Source organism: Streptomyces sp. YIM 130001 (assembly GCF_003574445.1).
Taxonomy (GTDB): domain Bacteria; phylum Actinomycetota; class Actinomycetes; order Streptomycetales; family Streptomycetaceae; genus Streptomyces.
The window spans coordinates 35,572-55,801 of sequence record NZ_KZ984557.1; the positions used below are offsets into that span (position 1 = coordinate 35,572).

The following is a 20,230-nucleotide window of genomic DNA, read 5'->3' on the forward strand; positions in this document are numbered from 1 at the left end:
GGATCTCATCGTCGGGCTGGGCGACCCGCACCGGCGCGGATCGCCCCGAGCCCCCGACGGACACCCCTGACGAGGCTGTGGACACCCCCACCCCAGGACGGGCGAGCACCCCAGTGTGCAGCCGCGGCGCGCACCGCAGGATTGGAGCCTGTCGATCACCCGATGTCGACCCACGAGGGAGCTCCACATCCATGTCCCGCAAGCTGGTTGCCGCCTCCTGCGCCGCCCTGCTCCTGCTCGGAACACCCGTGACGGTGATGGCGGCGAGCGCCGCCACCAGTCCTCGACTCGCCGACGAGCAAAGGCAGTCCGGCGATCCCCGGCACCCCGGCAACCCCCACCACCCCGGCCGAGGCGCACTCGTGTCCGCCGAGCGGCTCTACACCCTGGACGGCCGTACCGAATCCGCCGCCGAACTGAAGAAGGCGGGCTTCGACCCGGCCGTCGCCCGGCACGGAGTGGACGCGTACCGCCTCGTGTACCGGACCGTCGACACCGCCGGACGCCCGACGACCGCCAGCGGCCTGCTCGCCCTGCCTCGCACCCCGCGCGGCCACGGCCCGCTGCACGCCGTGTCGTTCACCCACGGCACCGGCGTCCACCCGAGCGACGCGCCCTCGATGCAGCGCGCGGAATTCGTCAGCGCCGCGCCCGTCAGTTACGCCTCGGCCGGCTTCGCCGCGGTCGCCCCCGACTATCTCGGCATGGGCACCGGCCCCGGAGTCCACCCCTGGATGGACGTCCCGTCGGAGACCTCGGCCTCGCTCGACATGCTGCGTGCGGCCCGCGCCTTCACGCCGCGCACCGGGCACACCCTGGAGCGGGACGTCATGGTCACCGGCTTCTCGCAGGGCGCGTCCGCGGCCCTCGGGCTCGCCCGGGCGCTGCAGGCCGGCGAGGACCGCTGGTTCCGGGCGGGCGCACTCGCACCGGTCAGCGGCGCCTACGACTTCGGCGGCACCCAGCTCCCGGCGACGCTGGACCCCGAACGCGTCGCGCCCAAGTACGCGGTGGTGTACGCGGCCTACATCCTGGTCTCCGTGCAGCGGCTGCACGGCGGCGTGTACGACGATCCCGGCGCGCTGTTCCACGCCAAGTACGCGGGAATCGTCGAGGAGTTGTTCGACGGCAGCCACACCGGCCCGGAGATGATGGACGCCCTGCCCGACACCCCCGGACAACTCCTCACCGCACGCGGCCTCGACCTGATCGAGCACCCCACGGGACGGTTCGCCGACGTCCTGCGCGAGGCCGGCACCGTGTGCACGGACTGGGCCCCGCGGATGCCCACCCGCCTGTACCGGGCCACCGGCGACGAGCAGGCCGTCGTGGAGAACACCGACTGGTGCGGTGCCGGGCTCCGGGCGAACGGCGCCGACGCCCCCGTCGTCGACCTCGGGCCCGTCGACCACGACGGATCCCGCCACCTCGGCTCCAGCCGGGCCGCGACGGCAGCGACCGTCGACTGGTTCCGCGAACTGGCCGGCGCGGGGCGGTGAGGCGGCCCGAGCCGAGCGGGCTACCGCCGACCCGCCACCAGATCCCGCAGCACCACGAGGGCCGTCGCCAGCTGCCCCGCGTCGTGCCGGACCGGCAGCCGCAGGTACGTCGTGAAGCCGTCGTACACCGAGAACGTGGGCCCCGGGGCGAGTTTGATGCCCACGGTGCGGGCTCTGGCGTCCAGTTCCACCGCGTTCAGGCCGGTGTCCACCCACAGGCCCGTACCGCCCTGGGGGTTCTCCCAGCGCCAGTCCGGGAACACCGCCTTCAGCTGCGCGTGGGCCGCGTCGAGGCGCTCGCGCAGCATCGCGTTGCGCAGTGCGCGGGCGCGGTCCAGGTGCCGCATCAGGTCGAGCAGCAGCATCTGGTCGAGCAGGGACGTCGACAGGTCGACCGCCTTCTTGGCCTGGGTGAGCTTCCTGACCAGGGGTTCGGCAGCCCTGATCCAGCCCACCCGGATCCCGCCCCAGAACAGCTTGGACGTCGAGCCGACCGTCACCAGTCGGTCCGGATCGACCAGACCGCCAAGGCCCCGCGCCGGACACGGTCCGCCGGAGAGGACCAGATCGCGCGAGGAGCAGTCCTCCACCGCCAGCAGGCCGAGCTCGTCCACCAGCGCGCCCAGGGCACGGCGGGCCTGCGGGCCCAGGATCCGCCCGGTCGGATTGTGCACGGCCGGCTGGCAGTACAGGGCCGTGTGCCCGCGGCGCCGCAGCGCCCGCAGCTGGTCCGCGTCGATCCCGGCCGACGTCGTACGCACGCCGGTCAGCGCCAGGCCCGCGCCCGTGAACGCCTCCAGGGCGCCCCGGTAGGTCGGGTCCTCCACCGCGATCCGGTCGCCGTGTGACAGCAGGGTGTGCGCGATCAGCCACACCGCCTGCTGTGCGCCCGAGGTGATCAGGAGCTGGCCGGGTTCGGTGGGATGTCCCTCGGCGGTCAGCTGCCGGGCGATCGCCGTACGCAGGGGCGGCAGGCCGGCCGGGAAGTAGCCGTCGGCCGGGAGATAGGGCGCCAGGTCGTGGGCGGTGGTCGCCGCCCAGGCGTCCGCCACCAGATCGCTGGCGGGCAGGGCGCCGCTGGACAGATCGACCTGCGCTTCGCCGCCCGCGGCCAGCGAGAACAGCCGTCCGCCGCCCGGCACCTCGCCCGCGTGCCGCCGGTGCAGCTGGGTGCCCGAGCCCTGCCGGGCCACCGCGTAGTCGGCGGCGACCAGTGCGTCGTACGCCGCGGAGACCGTGCCGCGCGAGACCCCGAGGGTCGTCGCGAGCTGCCGCTGCGGGGGCAGCGTGGTGGCCTCCGGGAGCAGGGCCGCGTCCACCAGATCCCGTACGGCGGCCGCGAGCGCCTCGTCCAGACGGTCGGCCGCGCCGCGCCAGGGCCCCAGCATGCGGGCCAGCTGCTGCGCCGAGATCTGGCGCGCCATCGCGTCACGCTCCCTGCTCGTACGGGCGGCCTGCGGCCGGTGAGGTCCCGCGTGCTGAACGGCCCGCGGGTACGGAACGGTTCCGGGGCCGGCCGACCGTTCCGGCGGAACGAACCGCTACCGCCCGACCTCGTGACAGCCCCGCCCACTGGTCCAATTACGCCATATTGGTCTGGCCAGGGGCCCGGCGCGCGACGAACATCGCTACGTCGGGACAGACCCCGGCACCGCAAGGTCCGCACGGGCGGCGCGCCACGTGCCCCACGAAGGAGGTCCGGGTGACGGCAACGGTGTGTCTCCTCGGCACGTTCGACACCAAGCACGAGGAATACGTCTGGCTCCGCGACCGGCTGCACGAGGCCGGAGTGGACACGGTCCTGGTCGACGTCGGCGGCTACTCCACCAAGGGCATCGCCGACGTCACCGCGGCCGAGGTGGCCACCGCGGCAGGCGCCGACCTGGGCAGACTCCAGGACCGGCACGACCGCGGAGCGATGATGGAGGCGATGGCCGACGGCGCCGCACATGTCGTGCGCCGCCTCTGCGCCCGCGACGTCATCCAGGGATTCCTCGCCGTCGGCGGCTCCAGCGGATCGTCGGTCGCCGCGGCCGCCCTGCAGGCGCTCCCCGTCGGCTTCCCCAAGCTCCTGGTCTCCACCATGGCCAGTGGCGACGTGCGCCCCTACGTGGGCGAGACGGACACCACCCTCATGTACTCGGTGGTCGACATCGCCGGCGTCAACTCGGTATCGGAACAGGTACTGGGCAACGCGGCCGCGGCGGCGGCCGGCATGGCGCAGGCGTACCACCGCAGGAGGGCCGCGGCGGCGCGTACGGGATCAGGGGTCCCGGCACGCGCCGTCGCGGTCACGATGTTCGGCGTCACCACGCCCGCGGCCGACGAGGCCCGCCAGGCGCTCGACGAACTCGGCTACGAGACCCTCGTGTTCCATGCCACCGGCGCGGGCGGCCGGGCGATGGAGAAGCTGGTCTCCTCCGGCCTGATCGCCGGCGTGCTCGACCTGACCACCACCGAACTCGCGGACGAACTCGTCGGCGGAGTCCTCAGCGCAGGCCCCGACCGCCTGACCGCGGCCTCCCGACGGGGCGTACCCCAGGTGGTCAGCGTCGGCGCCCTCGACATGGTCAACTTCGGCCCGCAGGACACCGTTCCGGACCGGTTCGCCGGCCGCGACCTGCTGCCGCACAACCCCACCGTGACCCTGATGCGCACCACCCCCGCCGAGATGGCCGAGCTGGGCCGCCTGCTCGGCGCGAAGGTCACCGCGGGCGGCGGACCGTCCGCCGTCTTTCTGCCGCTGCGCGGGGTGTCCGCGGTCGACGTGGACGGCGGTCCGTTCCGGGACGCGGAGGCCGACGAGGCCCTGTTCCGCGCCGTACGGAACGCGGTCAAGGGCAGCGGCGTCGAGCTCCACGAACTGGACGCGGCGATCAACGACCCAGGATTCGGGCGGGCGGCGGCCGAAGAGCTGCACCGCCTGATCAGCTTCACCGAGGAGGACGACGCGTCATGACGGGCACCACGGGCATGAGCCGGGAGCAGGCCCTGCAGCGACTGCGGGCGACCGTGACCGCCGGGCACCCGGTGATCGGCGGCGGCGCGGGCACCGGCCTGTCCGCGAAGGCGGCCGAGGCGGGCGGCATCGACCTGATCATCATCTACAACTCGGGCCGCTATCGGATGGCCGGCCGCGGCTCCCTCGCCGGTCTCCTGCCGTACGGCGACGCGAACGCGGTCGTGGTCGAGATGGCCGCCGAGGTGCTCCCCGTCGTCAAGGACACCCCGGTCCTCGCGGGCGTCAACGGCACCGATCCGTTCCGCCTGATGGGCCCGTTCCTCGACGACCTGTCGCGGATGGGCTTCACCGGAGTGCAGAACTTCCCGACGGTGGGCCTGTACGACGGCACGTTCCGGCAGAACATCGAGGAGACCGGGATGGGCTACGGCCTCGAGGTCGACATGATCCGCCAGGCGCACGAGCGCGAACTCCTCACTGCTCCCTACGTGTTCGACCCCGACCAGGCCGCCGACATGGCCCGCGCCGGCGCAGACGTGCTCGTCCCGCACGTCGGACTCACCACCAGCGGAACCATCGGCGCCCGGACCGCGCTCACCCTGGACGGGGCCGCAGAGGCGGTGCAGGCGATGCACGACGCCGCGAAGCGGGTCAACCCCGACCTCCTGGTGCTCTGCCACGGCGGCCCCATCGCCGAACCGGCCGACGCCGCCTACGTCCTGGAGCACACCGAGGGCATCGTCGGCTTCTTCGGCGCCTCCTCCATCGAGCGACTCCCCGCAGAACGCGCCATCCGCGAACAGACGGAGGCGTTCAAGGGAGTGCGACTGGGCGGGGGATGATGGGAGCGGGGCCGCGAAGACGGATGACGCCGCCCGAGTCGGCCGGTGACAGGGAGCAGACATGCGCGATGCCGTCGTGACGTCCGAGGGCGACCGGATCCGGTGGGTCGAACTCCCCGGGCAGGAACCGCCCCGCGTGTACGTGCACGGCCTGGGCGCCTCCTCGCCCGCGTACTTCACCGAGGTCGCGGTCGACGCGCGGCTCGCCGGGCGCCGTTCGCTCCTGGTCGATCTCCTCGGGCACGGTCTCAGTGACCGGCCCGAGCACTTCGACTACACCCTCGACTCGCACGCCGACGCCCTCGCCGAGGCGCTGACCGCGGCCGGCGCCTCCGGCGCCGAGCTGGTCGCCCACAGCATGGGCGGTTCGGTGGCCGTCGTCCTGGCCTCCCGGTACCCGCGACTCGTCTCCCGCCTCGTCCTCGTCGACGCCAATCTGGACCCGCTGCCGCCCACGCCGGGCGCAGGCGGCAGCGCCGGTGTCGCCGCGTACTCCGAGCGGGATTTCCTGGCCGGCGGCTGGGCGGAGTTCCGCGAGTCGGCGGGCGAACACTGGTGGGCCACCGCGCGCCTGACGGGCCGTGAGGCGCTGTACCGCAGCGCGGTCCACCTGGCCCGCGGCACGACCCCCACCGTGCGCGAACTCCTCCTGGGCCTGCCGATCCCGCGCACCTACCTGCTGCCGGAGACGGACGGCCCGCTCCCCGGCGCCGACGCCCTCACGGCGGCGGGCGTCCGAGTCGTACCGGTCCCGGACTGCGGCCACAACATCATGCTCGACAACCCGGGTGCGTTCACCGAGGCGACGGCGGCGGCACTCGGCTCGTAGCGGCCGACCGGCCGACCGGCCGACCTCGGCCTCCATGAGCCCGGAGCGATGCGTACCGCGCCCGGGGCAACTCGTACCGCGCACGGATCACCGAGTGCACGAAGAGGAGCGGGAGATGACGGAAGACTCGGCACCGCAGCCCACACCGAGAGCGCGGCACATACTCGCTGCGGCAGCCCGGAAGGCGACGGAGATGGGGCACTCCTACCTGGGTGCGGAACACCTGATGCTCGCCGTCCTGGACGACCCGGACGCCGTCCCGACCCAGGTCATGGCGACCCTCGTCGACCCGGCAGCCGTGTCCGCCGCCCTGCTGGACGTGATGGAGTCGCCGGGCTACAACACACCCACGCACCGGACGGTCGTACGACCCGAGTAGGCGGCGGTCGGCAGCCGGGCGCCGCCCGGGCGGCCAGGAAGCCGAAGACGCGGTGTGGGAAGCGGAGTTCTGCTCCTGACACCGGCCGGATCCCCTCGCCGGGACCTCAGCTCTGCGACCGGGCCACTTCCGCCAGCCACCCGTGGCCCGGATGTACCCGCTCGAGCCACTCAGCGAGGCGGTTGCGCCGCGCGGGTCCGAGGAGCGGCAGCACCCCCTCGAAGTCGGCCCGGTCCTTCGGCCGGGTCGCCTTCGCCTTGAAGAGCAGGACCAACTCCGGTGCCAGGTAGGGGATTCCGTCCCTGGTGTGCTCGATGACCGCGTCGTACGGCAGGCGCAGCGTCTCGTCCCGCCGGCAGATCCACGTACCGCCGTCGTGCGGCTCACGGAAGACATCGAGCAGGTACCCGCCGCCGCCCAGATCCCGGAGCCAGGTCTGATGGGTGGCCGCCAGGGCCTCGGCGTCCGCAGCCTCCCAGATCAGTCCCGAACCGACCGCGTCCCACACGTACTCGGGGAACGCGTCCCGTACCTCCGGGAAGCCGTCCGCGGGCATCGCGATCTCCAGATCCCCGTGCGCACGCGTCTGCTCCCCTCGGAACAGATCCAGCGCCCACCCCGCCGCGACGCACCAGGGCGCCCGCACCTCGGCGAGCCGCGCCGCGACCTGCTGCGGATGCCAGGCACCGCTCCACCGGGCGTCGATCTCCTCCGGGGCGAGCCGCTTCCCGCCGTCCGGCATCGCCTCGTCCATGGGGCGACCGTACGTTCCAACTCCTCGTGCCCGCCGCCGATTTCCGTCCACGTGAGTGTGAGGGGCGCCTCTGCGCAGGAGGGGCGTCACTGTCAGTCCTGGCCCCTAGTCTGTACGTATGCCTTCCACTCCTCCGCCCCCTACTCCCGCACGGTCAGCCGCCGCCCTGAATGAGCAGATCCGCACCCTGATGACCACTTCCGCCGGCCGTCTGAACGACGCGCAGCGCAGGGAGTACCAGGTGCTCGTGGAGGCATGGTCCGCAGCCGTGCGATCCGAACTGGTAAAGGCCGCCTAGCAGTTGGAGTTCGCTGCGGCCGAGGCGCCGCCGGTCAGGGAACCCGGGCCGGCTCCCGCCGCACGCCGGCCCTGTCGAGCAGGCCGCAGGCTCCGACGACCCCCGCCCACACCAGGAGAGGGAAGGCAGCGACCCGCTCCATGCCCCCCATGCCGAGTCCGAGGTAGCTGTGGGACAGGAAGAGGCACAGGGCCGTGAGGGCCACGACGCCCAGGGTGCTGGTCAGTCGGCGCAGCGGCCCCGGTATCCGGCCGGTCAGGCCGAATCCCGCCAGTACCAGGCCGATATTGCCTGCCCCCATGATGAGCAGGGCTCCCAGGAGATGCTGATTCTCATCGACATCGGCGGGAGCCAGCCCGACCAGGACGAAGCCCGCACCTGCGCCCGCCAGCAGCAGCCTCGCCACCGTCGCGGCCGCCCGCTTCCGCCACAGCGCGCCGCCCGTGAGCGCGGCCCCGACGATGAGCAGCGTTCCGAGAAGCCCGAACGAGACGTTCATCAGGGCGTGTTCGGGCGAGCAGATGTACCGGGGCTCAGGATCCGGCTGCAGGGCGCAGTGCGCGTTGCCCAGGTCGCTGACGTTGTTCCGCGCCCAGCTGTACGGCCGCGCCCAGGCCGACTGGACGATCAGGTGGACGACGAAGAACTGCGCCACTCCCACCAGCCATGCCGTGTGACCGATCCGGCTCTTCAACTTCTTGCCACCCCCGCAGTCTGATTTCGTACGGGTCGAGCCAATCAGTCGGCCGTGCCCTACGGCGCTCCGACCAGCCCCCTGACGTGGGGTAGGGCTAACCCGAGGTCCGGTACCGGGCGGCCCCGCTCAGGAGCGGTCCGGTGTGCCGCTGATGTGCCCGCGCCGGGTGGCGGGCCGTAGTCGCCGGCCAACTGCCGCAGAGCGGCGGTCAGTTGAGCCGGAAGGTGTCGGCCAGTAGCCCTGTCTGTACGTCGAGGAGGGCGCCGGACTCATGGCCCATGCCGGCGAACTGGCCCGCGACCTCCAGACTCACCGTGCCGTGCATCTGGGGCCACGCCATCATGGCTCCGGTCAGTGCGACGGCCGCCGCGGGATCGGAAGCGGACCTGTCCGTCCACTCGCCGACCCACGTGGCCACCTCCGGCTCGTCGGCCAGCCACGTCCGCAGCTGCGCGAGCAGCGGTTCCACGGCGGCCGGCGGATGCCCCTCGGCGAAGACGGTCAGGAACGGACCCAGGACCGCCCGCGCCTGCGACAGCGTCTCGGCCGGCGCCGTGAAGCCCGCCACGGGGGTGCCCTGGATGAGCAGGTACAGGTGTGGATGCGCCACGGCCCACGCACGATACGCCCTGGTCAGGGCCTGGAGGGCGGTACGACCCCGCGCCGAGGTGTCCACCGCGTGGACAGCCTGCGCTGCACCCCGGTAGGCATCGAGCACCAGCTCCGCGAGGAGGTCGTCACGGCTGGCGAAGTAGCGGTACAGCGCCGGACCGGACATGCCGATCTCCTTGGCGATCCGCAGGAGCGCCACGCTCTCGACGCCTCCGGCGGCGAGCTGCCGTACGGCTGCCTCCTTGATCTCCGAGCGGGTCTGCGCCCGGTAGCGCTCACGCGGACTGCTCACGCCGGCCCTCACTCCCTGATTCCTGCTGCCGGCTGAGCCGGGCACGGTGCCCGCAGCGGCGGTGTCTCGAATGCGTCACTGTATCGCCGAAGAGATAGGGCGAAGCGATACGCCGAAGCGACAGGCGGAGCCCTCTGCCGGTCGACGCCGGGGGAGGGCAGCCGAACGCCCCGGCAGGGGCAGTCGTCAGCGCTTAGCCGCCTGCGTGGCGAGGAACTCCCGGTACCACTCCAGGGTGTCCTCCAAGGTGGCCTCGATCGCGGTGGGCTCGACGCCGAACCTCTGCTGGAAAGCGGTGGAGTCCATCACCTGCGGCTCCGTGTGCTGGTAGAACAGCTCGGCGTACGAGTTCATGAACGTCTCGTCGAACGGCCCGAAGGCGCGGGGCTCGTCCATCGTGACGATCTTCAACTGCCGGCCCACCAGGTCGCCCAGCAGGCCGAAGATCTCAGCGGTGGTGCGGGCCGGGGCGGTGGGCAAGTGCCAGACCCGGCCGTCGCCTTCGGGATTCTCACCGAGGGTGGCCAGGCCCCGGGCCACGTCACGAATATGGGTGTAGCTGTGCGCGAGGCCGATGTCGCCGAGCGCCAGGACCTCGTCGCCCGTGAGCGCGGCAGGGAAGACGGACCCGCCCAGCGTCGAGTTCAGTACGCGGGGGCCGACGAAGTCCGCGGAACGTCCCAGGACGACCTTGGCGCGACCCTCCCGGTGCGCGGCGAGGTAGTTCTCGTCCAGCGAGGCACGCATCCTGCCCTTGGCCGTGGTCGCCCGCCACGGGGTGTCCTCCGTCATGACCTCGCCGTGCGTCTCCCCATAGGGGTACAGCGTGTCGAGGACGACGAGCCGGGCGCCGGTGCGCTCCACCGCACCCAGGACCGCTTCCTGGATGCCCGGCATCACGTCGACCTGCAAGTGGTAGGCGACGTTGACGCAGTGGTGGACGACGTCCGCGCCCTCGATCGCGGCGAGTGCCCCCGCCACGGTGCCGACGTCTCCGGTGACGCGCTCGATGCCTTCGAGCGGCTCACCGGAGCCGGCCCGGTCGACGAGGCGTACCGCGTGCCCGCGTCGCGCGAGCTCCAGCGCGACGGTGGTTCCCGCGGGGCCTGCCCCCAGAACGGTGTGAAGCGAACCCTGCACTGCACTCATGACGCAGTCCTTTCGAGCCGGGGTGACGTGACGAAGACTGTGACGCGCTGCGTTACTGGCTAACGCTTACGTTATACATCGTAACTATCTCGTCTAGGTGTCGCAACCAGGGTGCATGGCGGGCGGGCGTGGGCTCTTCCCACCGGCCGGACGGCTCCAAGCCGGCACTCGACGCGACGCCTGAGGCGATCTAAAGTTCGCTGTCGCGCCGGGACCGCACCGTCCGCCACCGACCCGCACGGCCTTGACCCAGGGCCTCGACACCCGGACCGGAGACCGACATGAGCGCCACCGCCGAGGGGGCAACCACCACCGCCAGCGCGGCCGGGTGGACGGTCGACTTCTGGCTCGACCCCGTCTGCCCGCTCACCCGCCACACCGCACGCTGGATCGCCCGGATCGCCGAAGACCTGCCGCTACGGGTGCGCCGGCGCGTCATGAGCCTGGCCGTACTCAACGAGCACCGCGACGACGACCCCGAGAACGACCCCCACGGCTACCTCTGGATCCCCGCCCGCGTCGCCGCAGCCGTCCAGACCGAGCACGGACACGACGCACTCGGCGCCTTCTACGACGCGCTCTGGGCCGACCCCGACGGCAGTGAACGAGAGGGGGCCGGTGACATCGCCGAGGCGTTGCGCCGGACCGGCCTCCCCACCGCACTCGCGGAGGCCGGCGCCTCCACCGCCTACGACGCCGAACTCCGCGCCTCCCACCACGCCGGAGTCGACCGCATGGACGCCGAGGTCGGCACGCCTGTGCTGGTCATCACCACGCCCGACGGCGAGCAGCGTGCGATCTTCGGTCCCGTGCTCGGTCAAGTCCCGCCAGAGACAGACCAGTTCCGTCTCTGGGACGCGACGGTCCTGCTGGCCGGCATCCCGTCCTTCCACGAGATCAAGGCGTGACATGTGTCCGGGCGGGACAGATGGCCGGGCGTGACGGGTGTCCGGGCGTGACGGACTGGGTCGCAGCTCGAGGGTCGTCCGTCTACTGGCCATCCTCCGGGGCGAGTCGGCGCGCCGCCGGGCGGTCGGCGAAGGACGCGCGGTAGGAGCGCGGACTGGTCGAGAGGCGGGCCGCGAAGTGCTGGCGCATGGTGACCTCGCTGCCGAAACCGGCTCGGCGCGCGACTTCGGGCATGGGCAGATCGGTGCGTTCGAGCAACTTCTGCGCAGCGGCGATGCGTTGGTCGAGGATCCAGTGCATCGGGGTGGTTCCGGTCGCCGCCGAGAAGTGCCGGGCGAAGGAACGCGGTGACATCCCGGCGCGTGCGGCCAACGCGGCCACGGTGAGCGGTTCGTGGAGGTGGCCGAGTGCGTAGGCGCGGACATCCGCGAGCGTGTCCACATCGCGGTCGGCACGTGGCGTGGGGCGTTCGATGAACTGGGCCTGAGTGCCGTTCCGGAAGGGGGCGGTGACCATGGAGCGAGCGATGGTCGCGGCGGCCTCGGCTCCGTGCCGGATGCGTACGAGGTGCAGGCACAGGTCGATTCCGGCTGCGGTGCCCGCAGCGGTCCAGAGGTTGCCGTCCTCGATGAACAGCGCATCGGGCTCGACCCGAACTCGCGGGTGGCGCGCGGCGAGTTGGCCGACGAGGTCCCAGTGGGTCAGGGCGCGGCGGCCGTCGAGGAGTCCGGCCTGGGCGAGGGTGAACGCGCCGCCGCACAGTGCGGCGATCGTCGTTCCGCGTGCGTGGGCGCGACGCAGTGCGTCAAGTACCGGCGCAGGAGCGGGTGTTGTGCAGTCGTCGAGGCCGGGGACGAGGATCAGTTCGGCGCGGTCCAGTCGGCGAAGGGTCCGGTCGGGGACGAGCGTGAGGCCGCCGCGCATCGGGACCGGGGCAGGGCTCGCGGCTGCCCGGCGCAGGTCGAAGGCGGGCACCTGGCGGTCGGTGCGGTCCACACCCCACACCTCCGAGATCACGGACACGTCGAAGGCGCGGATCCCGGGGAAGGCGAGCATGGCGATGCGATGCGGCGACGGCATGACCGGCAGTAAACCATCGATCGCTGACTTCCGGACGCCTGGGGATCGCCCTTCGCGGGCGGCAGCATGGAGCCACGGCTGCCGGTACGACACCGGCGACGTACGGAGAACGGAGCCCCGGCGACATGACCATCCACACAGGCGACACCGACACCGATACCGACACCGACACCGACACGGGTGGCCACGCGGACATCCACACGGGCGACATGGGCATCGAGCCGAACGCGGCACTGATCGTCGTCGACGTGCAGCAGGGCTTCAGCGAGGAGGCGTTCTGGGGGCCACGCAACAACCCGGCCGCGGACGACAACATCGCCGCGCTCATCGCCGCCTGGCAGGAGACGGACCGCCCGGTCGTCTTCGTACGACACGACGCGTCCAAGCCCGACTCGCCCCTGCGGCCGGGCCACCAGGGCAACGACTTCAAGGACTACGTCGAGGCTCGGCGCGGCCTCGGCGGCGACGTACCGGAACTGCTCGTCACCAAGACTGTGAACTCCGCGTTCTACGGGACCCCCGACCTGCACGCGTGGTTGGGGGAAGCGGGCATCACCCAGTTCGCGGTGGCCGGGATCCAGACCAACATGTGCGTCGAGACCACGGCCCGGATGGGCGGCAACCTCGGCTATCAGGTGCTGCTCCCGCTCGACGCCACCCACACCTTCGACCTCACCGGCCCGTTCGGCTGGCGGCAGTCGGCCGACGAACTGGCCAGGTCGACCGCCACTTCCCTTCACGGCGGCGGCTTCGCCGAGGTCGTCACGACGAAGGACCTGCTCAAGGCCGTGGCCCGGACGCAGGCGTGAGAGCGAACCCGCGCAGACCCGCAACGCCTGCCTGTCCCGCCCGACGCCCAACTGTCGAAGCGAGGCGCGGCTCCGGTACCGTCGCTCACCGGCGGGGGAGGGCGGCTGGATCGGTGGCCGTCGCAGGTGCTCACCCGCATGAGGATGTCCGGCTGCTGACCTGCGCCGGCCGGTACCACGGGGGAGTACGCACCATGCAACGACGCTCGACTGTCCGGCACTGAATCCTGGCGGCGACCGCCGCGGCAGCACTCGCGCTGCTCGCAGGATGCGGTGACTCGGGTGACTCGGAGGCCGTGGATCCCGATTCGGAGATGCGTCCGCCGACAGGGACGCTGTCGGCGGACGAGCTGGAGAAGCTCGCGATCACGTCCCAGGACCTGCCGGGGTACAAGATCAGCAAACTCGCCGAGGCCGACAGGGTCGACACCTCGGGCGTCAGCACCAGTCAGCGCGAGTGCCGGATCCAGGCTCTGGTCGCGGCTGGCGCGGCGCCGGGCAAGCCGGCCGCGGTCGTGCAGCGCAAGGCGGTGGGCAAGCCCACCGAGACCGAAGCCATGGCGAATCACGGACCTCTGACGACCACCGTGACCCTTGCTTCGTACAGCAAGAAGGGCTGGAAGAAGGTCTACTTCGACCTGGGGTACTCCTCGACCGTCTGCCGGATCCCGTTCGACCTGACGCAGCAGGGAGAGACCGCCAAGGCCCAGTCCCTGCCCCAGGACAAGGAGCCACGGGAAAAGGCCTCCCAGGGCGCAGGCGACGGGGACGGCGAGGACGGGAGCCAACCGGACAGCCGGCACGCCGCGGAGGACAACTGGTCCCAGACCCTGACCCGGGGCAAGGGCGCCTCGGGCCGCACCTACAAGACTCAGGTGCAGCGCATGGGCAACACCCTGATCATCACCAGCCGCACCTACCCCGGTGCCATCTCCCCCCAATCAACCTCGAGCGGCCTCTCCTTCCCGACCACCGTCGCGACCCCGCAGCTCAAAAAGTTCGGCTGGGACTGACGGCTGACCACTGGCCGCTGACCACTGGCTACGGCGCCCGAATCTTGCCGGTAACTGCCCCGGTCGGCCACGCCTTTGACCGGCCGGGGCTACTCGCGTAACGGGACACTTCCCGGCGAGGGCACCGCCTCTCCCCGATGCACGCCTGTCCGTCGGAGGGAGGCGTTGCCTTGCTGATCCCGTCAAGAGGTGAGGCCGCTCCCCTCAGCAGGTGCATGGTCACCAGGGATGCGGCACCCCTGTGGCACTCGGCAACGAGAAAGGCCCCCCGTTCCCATGAACGGAGGGCCTTTGTGGTCCCTGACCTGCGCTGCAAGTCGGTGCCCCCGGCAGGATTCGAACCTGCGACACCCGCTTTAGGAGTTCGACCGGGTACCGGCTGAGGGTGCTCTTCCCCGCAGCTTGGGCGTCGGGGTGGTCCCCCAACGACTGTCAGCATCCACCGCCGTTGATGTCAGCGGTGGATGTCAGACGGCATAGTTCGAGCACTGTGCGACGTCGCAGCCTGTGGCGCGGCTCGCCCCCGTGACTACGAGCTTGGGAATCACTGGTGATCTGGGGCTAGTTGCTGCATTGACCTGCGCGAACGGGCGCGGCCGGCCGTTCCTGAGAACCGCGACCGCACCCGTCATTCCCCGCTACTCCCCGCCCCGCCGGGCACGGAACGGGCACGGAGTCGAGGCACTTCGTTGGAGGGGACCGCTCTTAGATCAACGACGCGATGGCGGCGAGGCAGGCACCGATTCCCATGAGAAGGGTTCCGATCCCGACCATCAGGCTTGCGAGGGAAGTGACGCCTCGCTGGGCGGCGGGTACGGTACTAAACGCGCCGCTATCGGCAGGTAAGTAGTTCTCGGAGTTACTGCTCATTTCAGTGCTCCTCTTGCTAGGCGGATTGCAGAGCTGTGCAACCAGCTCTGATCGATTGCGTCTGTCACCCCGCCCTCTGAAATGCACTCGGAGGGCGGGGTGACTTCGTCTCGTGGAACGTACAGCAGGCTTTGGATTCGGCCACTGTTTCGGGCGTGCTTCAAGCCTCACTCTTGTTCTGCGCTCTCCCCGCCGGTATTTTTGATGTACACCATCGATACTGGTCATGAGCTCGAAGGTGTGGATGGCGCCCGCCTCCAACGAAGATCATTAACGGTCGGATAGCTGCTCTAGAACGTGTCTTAAAACCATCCAACATTTCGTCGGTAGGTGCCTGCACGTGGGGTGAATCCGGGACTTTCGGCGCCTCTGTCTGTGCCTCCGCCTGTCGTACGGTGCGTGCGCCGATCTCCATCGTGGGTATACGTGAAAAGGTCGGTGGAGCGGGTTTGGGCTGGAGCTGCTTTGGGGCGAGTGATCATGGCCCCTTAAGCTGGCTGCGCGTCGGGCAGTCTTGTGGACCTGCCCGTTGTAGCTCGACGTCGGGGCCATGATCTTCGAGGCTCGCCCCAAAGTGGCTGCCTAAAGCCGTGGAGCCGACCGCCCCAGCCACGCGGGTATTGTTCTTCTCTCTCCGAGCACGCTGGCGCGTCGACGGGCGCGGCCTGCCGGTGGCGAAGACATGGAGGCGGGCCGCGCCGCAAGGCGGCGCGCCCCGCGCCGTGCGCGGGGTCTTGATGAAGTAGAGAAAGTCTGTCCGCGTCCGTGTCTATTGGAGGCTTCGGCCGTCGTGTGAACGGACGTGAGGGCCTTGGCCGTTGAGGGCATCGAGCACGCGTACCGCGTAGACCTCGCCCATCCGGTCGGCCACTTCTTCGGGGGTCAGCCAGTCCACCGCTGTGGACTCGTCCGACAGGCGCTCTTCGCCGCCCTCGGGGTGGCAGCGGAACACCATGGCCACGATGCCTCGGGCGGTGTTCTTGTAGACGCCGGTGAGCTGGTCGACCTGGACCTTGATGCCGGTCTCTTCGTAGACCTCGCGGCGTACGCCCTCTTCTGGGGTCTCGGCCAGTTCGAGGACTCCGCCCGGGGGCTCCCAAGTGCCGTTGTCCGCCCGCTTGATCGTCAGTACTCGGCCGTCTTCGCGTACGACCGCGCCTGCCACGGATACGGAGTGGAGCGGCGTTGACCTCTCTGCTTGGGCACTGTTACTCATGTACAGGAGCATAGAAGGAAGCGAAGGACTATGACGAGTGCAGTAGGAGCAAAATCCGGCAAGCCGCGGTACCTGCAGATCGCTGACGACATTGAGCAGCAGATCAAGGCCGGTGCGCTCGCTCCTGCCTCTGAGGTGCCGAGTGAAACCAAGCTGATGGACCGCTACGGGGTGTCCGTCGGCACGGTGCGCAAGGCCCTGGGCGTACTGCGCACCAGCGGGCTCGTTGAGACGCATCACGGCAAGGGCTCGTTCGTGAAGTCCCGGCCGCCGGTCACGCGCAAGTCGTCCGATCGCTTCCGGCGCTCGCACCGCAAGGCGGGCAAGGCCGCGTACATCGCCGAGACCGAGCAGGCCGGTGTGACGCCGACGGTTCGCGTGCTCGCCGTAGGCCCGGTGGAAGCGCCGGCCGAAATCGCCGAGCGGCTCGGTGTCGCCGAAGGGGCGAAGGTGCTTGCCCGTCGTCGGCTGTACTTCAGTGACGGTACGGCGACCGAGAAAGCTACCTCGTATCTGCCGTGGGACGTGGCTCGCGACATCCCGGAGCTGTTCGAGGACAACCCCGGCGGTGGCGGCATCTATGCCCGACTCGAGGAGCACGGGCACGAGTTCGCGGAGTACACCGAGACGGTTCGCGCTCGGCTCGCGACGAAGCAGGAGTCAACTGCCCTGAGTCTGAGCCCTGGTTCGCCGGTGATTCATCTGACGCGGAATGCCGTGACTGAGACGGGACGCGTGGTGGAGGTCTGCGACACGATCATGGCCGCTGACCAGTTCGTTCTCGACTACCGAATTCCTGCTACAGACTGACACTCCGTCATCTCTCAGCAAGCCGCCAAGATTTTTTGACTTGGCGGCTTGACTCATGTGTATGAGTGGGTGACTCTTAATCACATCACTCATACACATGAGTGCCTGAGTTTGAGACATCTAGAGGAGTGATCTCCTGTGCGTCAGATCCCTGTAGACACGTCGACCGCCACGGTGATGGTGGCCAAGGCTCCGCAGCCCAAGGTGAAGGACCGTCGGACCGGTGAGATCGCGGTGGACGTCGAGACCGGCGCCCCGTTGGTGACCGTGGACGTCATGTTCTCGGCGAACGATGCGGTCGAGATCCTGTCCGTGACCGTGCCGGAGACCGGCGTCATCGGCGAGATGCAGATGGGCACCCCGGTCGGCATCACCGGCCTGATCGCCCGGCCCTGGGAGAACGAGTTCAACGGGCAGAAGCGGCACGGGATCGCGTTCCGCGCGGTCGCGGTCACCGCTCACGGCAACGCCTCCGCCACGAAGGCTAAGGCGGCCTGATCATGGGCCGGTTAGTGATCGTCGTCGGGTTCGTGGTCGTGGTCGCGGTGGTGCTTCGGTGGCGGCGTCCGGCTTGGTACTGGATGAGCTTCGGGATCACGTTCGCCGGGCTGCGGACGCTGGTTCGCTACCGGTCGGTGATGGATGCCTGTGGGCTGACCGTGCCGCCTGCTCGGTGGCGGCTGACTCTGGCCCGGGCGGCGAACCATGCGATGCCTGGCCCGCGATCCCCGCGCATCCTGCGGCTGCGTCCGACACGGACCGGGCTGGTGCTGCGGATCAAGCTCCGTGTCGGGCAGGACGCGTTCGCTGTGTCCGCTTCGACGGACCGGTTGCGGCACTCGTTCGGGATGTATGGCGTCTCGTCGCGTGAGGTGCGGTCGGGTGTCGTGGAGATCGCGATGACGGGCTACGACGTGCTCAAGCGTGTGCAGATGCCCGTGAAGGCGGAACGGTCTGCGGTGCGGGTGCCGGTCGCGATGCGGGAAGACGGGGGCGTGCACTACCGCGACTACCGCCGTGTTCCCCACGCGTTGACCTTGGGCGCGACGGAGTCCGGCAAGTCGGTGTATCAGCGCAACCTGATCACTGAACTCGCCCCGCACCATGTGGCGTTGGTCGGGATCGACTGCAAGCAAGGGGTCGAGCAGGCCCCGATGGCTCGTCGCTTCACTGCCCTCGCGGATGATCCGGATACGGCGCATGATCTGCTGGCGGCGTTGGTGGGGCACATGCAGGACGTGTACCAACTGATCCGGGCACACCAGCGGATCAGCGCCGACATCCCCGATGCGGAGATCGCCGCGGACATCTGGGACCTGCCCGACGACATCCGCCCGGTCCCGGTGGTGGTGATCGTGGATGAGGTCGCCGAACTCGCCCTCTACGCCTCGCGGGATGAGGAGAAGCGCCGGGACCGGATCATCACCAGCCTGGTCCGGCTGGCTCAGCTCGGCAGGGCGGCGGGGGTGTATCTGGAGATCTGCGGTCAGCGCTTCGGCTCCGAACTCGGTAAGGGCATCACGATGCTGCGGGCCCAGCTCACCGGCCGTACCGCCCACCGCGTGAACGATGAAACGTCGGCGAACATGGCGTTCGGTGACATCGCCCCCGACGCGGTCTTGGCTGCGATCCAGATTGCTACCGAGACGCCGGGGGTGGCTGTGGCGGCGGATATGGCGGGTGGATGGTCTCGTATACGGGCTCCGCACACGACGCTGCGGCAGGCCGTGAACGCCTGCAACCGGCACGCGCACCGCACCCCCGACGTGCCCGCACTCGCCCAGTTCCGGCCCGTGGTGCCGCATCTGGCAACCGTCCCGGGCCCGGCGGTCGAGAAGACCCCGGCCGCTGCCTGAACCCCTTCTTCTGCTTCACCGGTTGGCGTGACCGTTTCGCGCCGGGTCCCTACCCCTGCCATGCCTGAACCCTGGAAAGGACTGCGTGATGTGTGAGGACTGCGCGGACTTCGCCCGCACCGTGGCACTGCTCGCCGACCTGGCTCTCTACAGCGACCGGTTGGACTGCGACGACGCGTTCATCACCACCGTCGCCCCGGCCCTGGCCGCATCCCTGCCCGAGCCCCCGCCCGACAACGGTCCCGACTACCCGGGCGGGTGGTGACCGTGGCCACCGCGAAGAAGCCCCGCACCCGTCGCCCGCAGCCCACACCGTGCCCGACGTGCAAGGGCACCGGAGAGGCATCCCGCCTCATCCGCACCGGCCCCCTCCGGCGCGTCGTCGGTGAGCAGACCGGTATGTGCCTGGCCTGCCTCGGCACCGGCCACGCCCCCGAGTGATCCCACTCGCCGGGACCGGGCGGCCGGACATCGCCCCCCCGCCCCGTCCCGGCCCCCACACCCCGATCAAGGAGGTGACCGTCATGGTCCGCAGGTTCCGTCTCGACGCTGTACTCGTTCAGGCCGTGATTGCCGGTGCCCTCTCCTTCGCCCACCTACAGGAAGTCGCCGCCGCTGCGGGGCAGACCGGATGGAAGGCCTGGGCGTATCCGATCAGCGTTGACCTGCTCCTCGTCGTTGCCTGGCGCCGACTCCGCCACGGCGGTCCGAACCGGCTGGCGTGGTGCTGGTTCGTGATCGCCCTGGTCGCCTCGCTCGGTGCGAACGTCGCGACCGCCGGATTCCTCGACCTCCAGCACCCGCCCGCCTGGCTCCGGTTCGGCGTCGCCGGATGGCCCGCCCTCGCCTTCCTCGGCGGAACCCTCCTCGCCCACACCTCCCCGGAGCCGGTTATGCCGGCCGAATCGACGACGCCCGCCCCTCGTGCCGAGCGTGCCCCCGAGCCCGAGGCAACCACGACGGATGACTCCGCGCCGGCCGTCACCCCGGACTCCGATGCTGCGCCGGAACTGCCCCCGGCCGCCGCGCCGGTCGCGGTCCCGGACGCCTTGGTGACGCACGCCCGCAAGGTCGCCGACGACCACCACACCCGCACCGGCACACGGATCGACACCGACACGCTGCGCGCCCGTCTCGGCGTCCCCGCCCCGATGGCCGACGCCATCGCCGCCCAACTCACCTGACCAGCAAAGGGAGATACCGCCATGCCTGCTCGCGATCACTTCCACTCCGTGATGCGCATCGGACCCGTCCAGATCGGCATCCGTCGCGACCGCCACGGCCACACCAAACACTCCGCCGTCTGCACATCCGACCGCTGCGGTTGGTCCGCCGACTACTCCTCATCGTCCGC

The 20,230-nt window shown here is 70.4% G+C and carries 21 protein-coding genes; 14 read left to right on the top strand and 7 right to left on the bottom strand.

Annotation, left to right across the window (positions count from 1 at the left end; translation table 11 throughout):
- Window positions 1-191: 191 nt before the first annotated feature.
- A complete protein-coding gene (locus tag DSC45_RS18760) occupies window positions 192-1,499 on the top strand; it encodes an alpha/beta hydrolase family protein (protein ID WP_119292446.1) in 1,308 nt (435 codons plus the stop codon).
- 20 nt (window positions 1,500-1,519) lie between these two features.
- Here DSC45_RS18760 and DSC45_RS18765 read toward each other — a convergent pair whose 3' ends face one another.
- Window positions 1,520-2,923: an aminotransferase-like domain-containing protein gene (locus DSC45_RS18765; RefSeq protein ID WP_119292448.1), complete on the bottom strand. Its 1,404-nt coding sequence runs from the start codon at window positions 2,921-2,923 to the stop codon at window positions 1,520-1,522.
- 278 nt (window positions 2,924-3,201) lie between these two features.
- On the opposite strand from DSC45_RS18765, the gene DSC45_RS18770 reads away from it, so the two are divergent.
- From DSC45_RS18770 to DSC45_RS18785, 4 genes are all read left to right on the top strand, one after another.
- Window positions 3,202-4,458 (top strand): Tm-1-like ATP-binding domain-containing protein, encoded by a 1,257-nt coding sequence (locus DSC45_RS18770; RefSeq protein ID WP_119292450.1) that lies wholly within the window; start codon window positions 3,202-3,204, stop codon window positions 4,456-4,458.
- Complete coding sequence (locus DSC45_RS18775) at window positions 4,455-5,303, top strand: phosphoenolpyruvate hydrolase family protein (protein ID WP_240434723.1); 849 nt, start codon at window positions 4,455-4,457, stop codon at window positions 5,301-5,303. Before DSC45_RS18770 ends, DSC45_RS18775 begins: the two co-directional genes overlap by 4 nt.
- Window positions 5,304-5,364: 61 nt before the next feature.
- Window positions 5,365-6,132 carry an alpha/beta fold hydrolase gene (locus DSC45_RS18780; RefSeq protein WP_119292452.1) on the top strand — a complete coding sequence of 256 codons (768 nt, stop codon included), beginning with the start codon at window positions 5,365-5,367 and terminating at the stop codon, window positions 6,130-6,132.
- Between the two features lie 115 nt (window positions 6,133-6,247).
- The gene (locus DSC45_RS18785; protein WP_162929275.1) at window positions 6,248-6,511 is read left to right on the top strand and encodes a Clp protease N-terminal domain-containing protein; all 264 of its coding nucleotides are present in this window, start codon (window positions 6,248-6,250) and stop codon (window positions 6,509-6,511) included.
- A gap of 106 nt (window positions 6,512-6,617) precedes the next feature.
- On the opposite strand, the gene DSC45_RS18790 is transcribed toward DSC45_RS18785, so the two are convergent.
- On the bottom strand, window positions 6,618-7,265 hold the full coding sequence (locus DSC45_RS18790; protein WP_119292457.1) for a nucleotidyltransferase domain-containing protein: 648 nt from the start codon (window positions 7,263-7,265) through the stop codon (window positions 6,618-6,620).
- Between the two features lie 118 nt (window positions 7,266-7,383).
- On the opposite strand from DSC45_RS18790, the gene DSC45_RS18795 reads away from it, so the two are divergent.
- Entirely contained in the window at window positions 7,384-7,563 is a 180-nt protein-coding gene (locus DSC45_RS18795) for a hypothetical protein (protein WP_119292460.1), read from the top strand.
- A 34-nt stretch (window positions 7,564-7,597) separates the two neighbouring features.
- Here the strand turns inward: DSC45_RS18795 and DSC45_RS18800 are convergent, their stop codons facing one another.
- The 3 genes from DSC45_RS18800 to DSC45_RS18810 all read right to left on the bottom strand — a co-directional run bounded on the left by DSC45_RS18800 (window position 7,598) and on the right by DSC45_RS18810 (window position 10,313).
- A complete protein-coding gene (locus DSC45_RS18800; protein WP_162929276.1) occupies window positions 7,598-8,257 on the bottom strand; it encodes a DUF998 domain-containing protein in 660 nt (219 codons plus the stop codon).
- A gap of 211 nt (window positions 8,258-8,468) precedes the next feature.
- Window positions 8,469-9,176: a TetR/AcrR family transcriptional regulator gene (locus tag DSC45_RS18805; RefSeq protein WP_119292463.1), complete on the bottom strand. Its 708-nt coding sequence runs from the start codon at window positions 9,174-9,176 to the stop codon at window positions 8,469-8,471.
- Window positions 9,177-9,350: 174 nt separating this feature from the next.
- A complete protein-coding gene (locus DSC45_RS18810; protein WP_119292465.1) occupies window positions 9,351-10,313 on the bottom strand; it encodes an NAD-dependent epimerase/dehydratase family protein in 963 nt (320 codons plus the stop codon).
- Window positions 10,314-10,594: 281 nt separating this feature from the next.
- Here DSC45_RS18810 and DSC45_RS18815 point away from each other — a divergent pair, with 281 nt between their 5' ends.
- Complete coding sequence (locus DSC45_RS18815) at window positions 10,595-11,221, top strand: mycothiol-dependent nitroreductase Rv2466c family protein (protein WP_119292467.1); 627 nt, start codon at window positions 10,595-10,597, stop codon at window positions 11,219-11,221.
- 82 nt (window positions 11,222-11,303) lie between these two features.
- Here DSC45_RS18815 and DSC45_RS18820 read toward each other — a convergent pair whose 3' ends face one another.
- On the bottom strand, window positions 11,304-12,302 hold the full coding sequence (locus tag DSC45_RS18820) for a GlxA family transcriptional regulator (RefSeq protein ID WP_119292469.1): 999 nt from the start codon (window positions 12,300-12,302) through the stop codon (window positions 11,304-11,306).
- A gap of 209 nt (window positions 12,303-12,511) precedes the next feature.
- Here DSC45_RS18820 and DSC45_RS18825 point away from each other — a divergent pair, with 209 nt between their 5' ends.
- Window positions 12,512-13,111, top strand: a complete 600-nt coding sequence (locus DSC45_RS18825; RefSeq protein ID WP_119292800.1) for a cysteine hydrolase family protein — start codon at window positions 12,512-12,514, stop codon at window positions 13,109-13,111.
- Window positions 13,112-13,425: 314 nt separating this feature from the next.
- Window positions 13,426-14,124: a hypothetical protein gene (locus DSC45_RS18830; RefSeq protein WP_162929277.1), complete on the top strand. Its 699-nt coding sequence runs from the start codon at window positions 13,426-13,428 to the stop codon at window positions 14,122-14,124.
- A gap of 1,639 nt (window positions 14,125-15,763) precedes the next feature.
- Here DSC45_RS18830 and DSC45_RS18835 read toward each other — a convergent pair.
- Window positions 15,764-16,222, bottom strand: coding sequence for an NUDIX hydrolase (locus tag DSC45_RS18835; RefSeq protein WP_119292473.1), 459 nt, complete (start codon window positions 16,220-16,222; stop codon window positions 15,764-15,766).
- Between the two features lie 18 nt (window positions 16,223-16,240).
- Here DSC45_RS18835 and DSC45_RS18840 point away from each other — a divergent pair, with 18 nt between their 5' ends.
- The 5 genes from DSC45_RS18840 (at window position 16,241) to DSC45_RS18860 (ending at window position 20,060) form a co-directional block, all read left to right on the top strand.
- Window positions 16,241-17,020, top strand: a complete 780-nt coding sequence (locus DSC45_RS18840; RefSeq protein ID WP_119292475.1) for a GntR family transcriptional regulator — start codon at window positions 16,241-16,243, stop codon at window positions 17,018-17,020.
- A gap of 138 nt (window positions 17,021-17,158) precedes the next feature.
- Complete coding sequence (locus tag DSC45_RS18845; RefSeq protein ID WP_119292476.1) at window positions 17,159-17,518, top strand: SCO3933 family regulatory protein; 360 nt, start codon at window positions 17,159-17,161, stop codon at window positions 17,516-17,518.
- Window positions 17,519-17,520: 2 nt separating this feature from the next.
- Window positions 17,521-18,876, top strand: a complete 1,356-nt coding sequence (locus DSC45_RS18850; RefSeq protein WP_119292478.1) for an FtsK/SpoIIIE domain-containing protein — start codon at window positions 17,521-17,523, stop codon at window positions 18,874-18,876.
- Window positions 18,877-18,964: 88 nt separating this feature from the next.
- Entirely contained in the window at window positions 18,965-19,141 is a 177-nt protein-coding gene (locus tag DSC45_RS35785) for a hypothetical protein (RefSeq protein ID WP_162929278.1), read from the top strand.
- Window positions 19,142-19,400: 259 nt separating this feature from the next.
- Window positions 19,401-20,060 carry a DUF2637 domain-containing protein gene (locus tag DSC45_RS18860; RefSeq protein ID WP_119292480.1) on the top strand — a complete coding sequence of 220 codons (660 nt, stop codon included), beginning with the start codon at window positions 19,401-19,403 and terminating at the stop codon, window positions 20,058-20,060.
- Window positions 20,061-20,230: the final 170 nt, after the last annotated feature.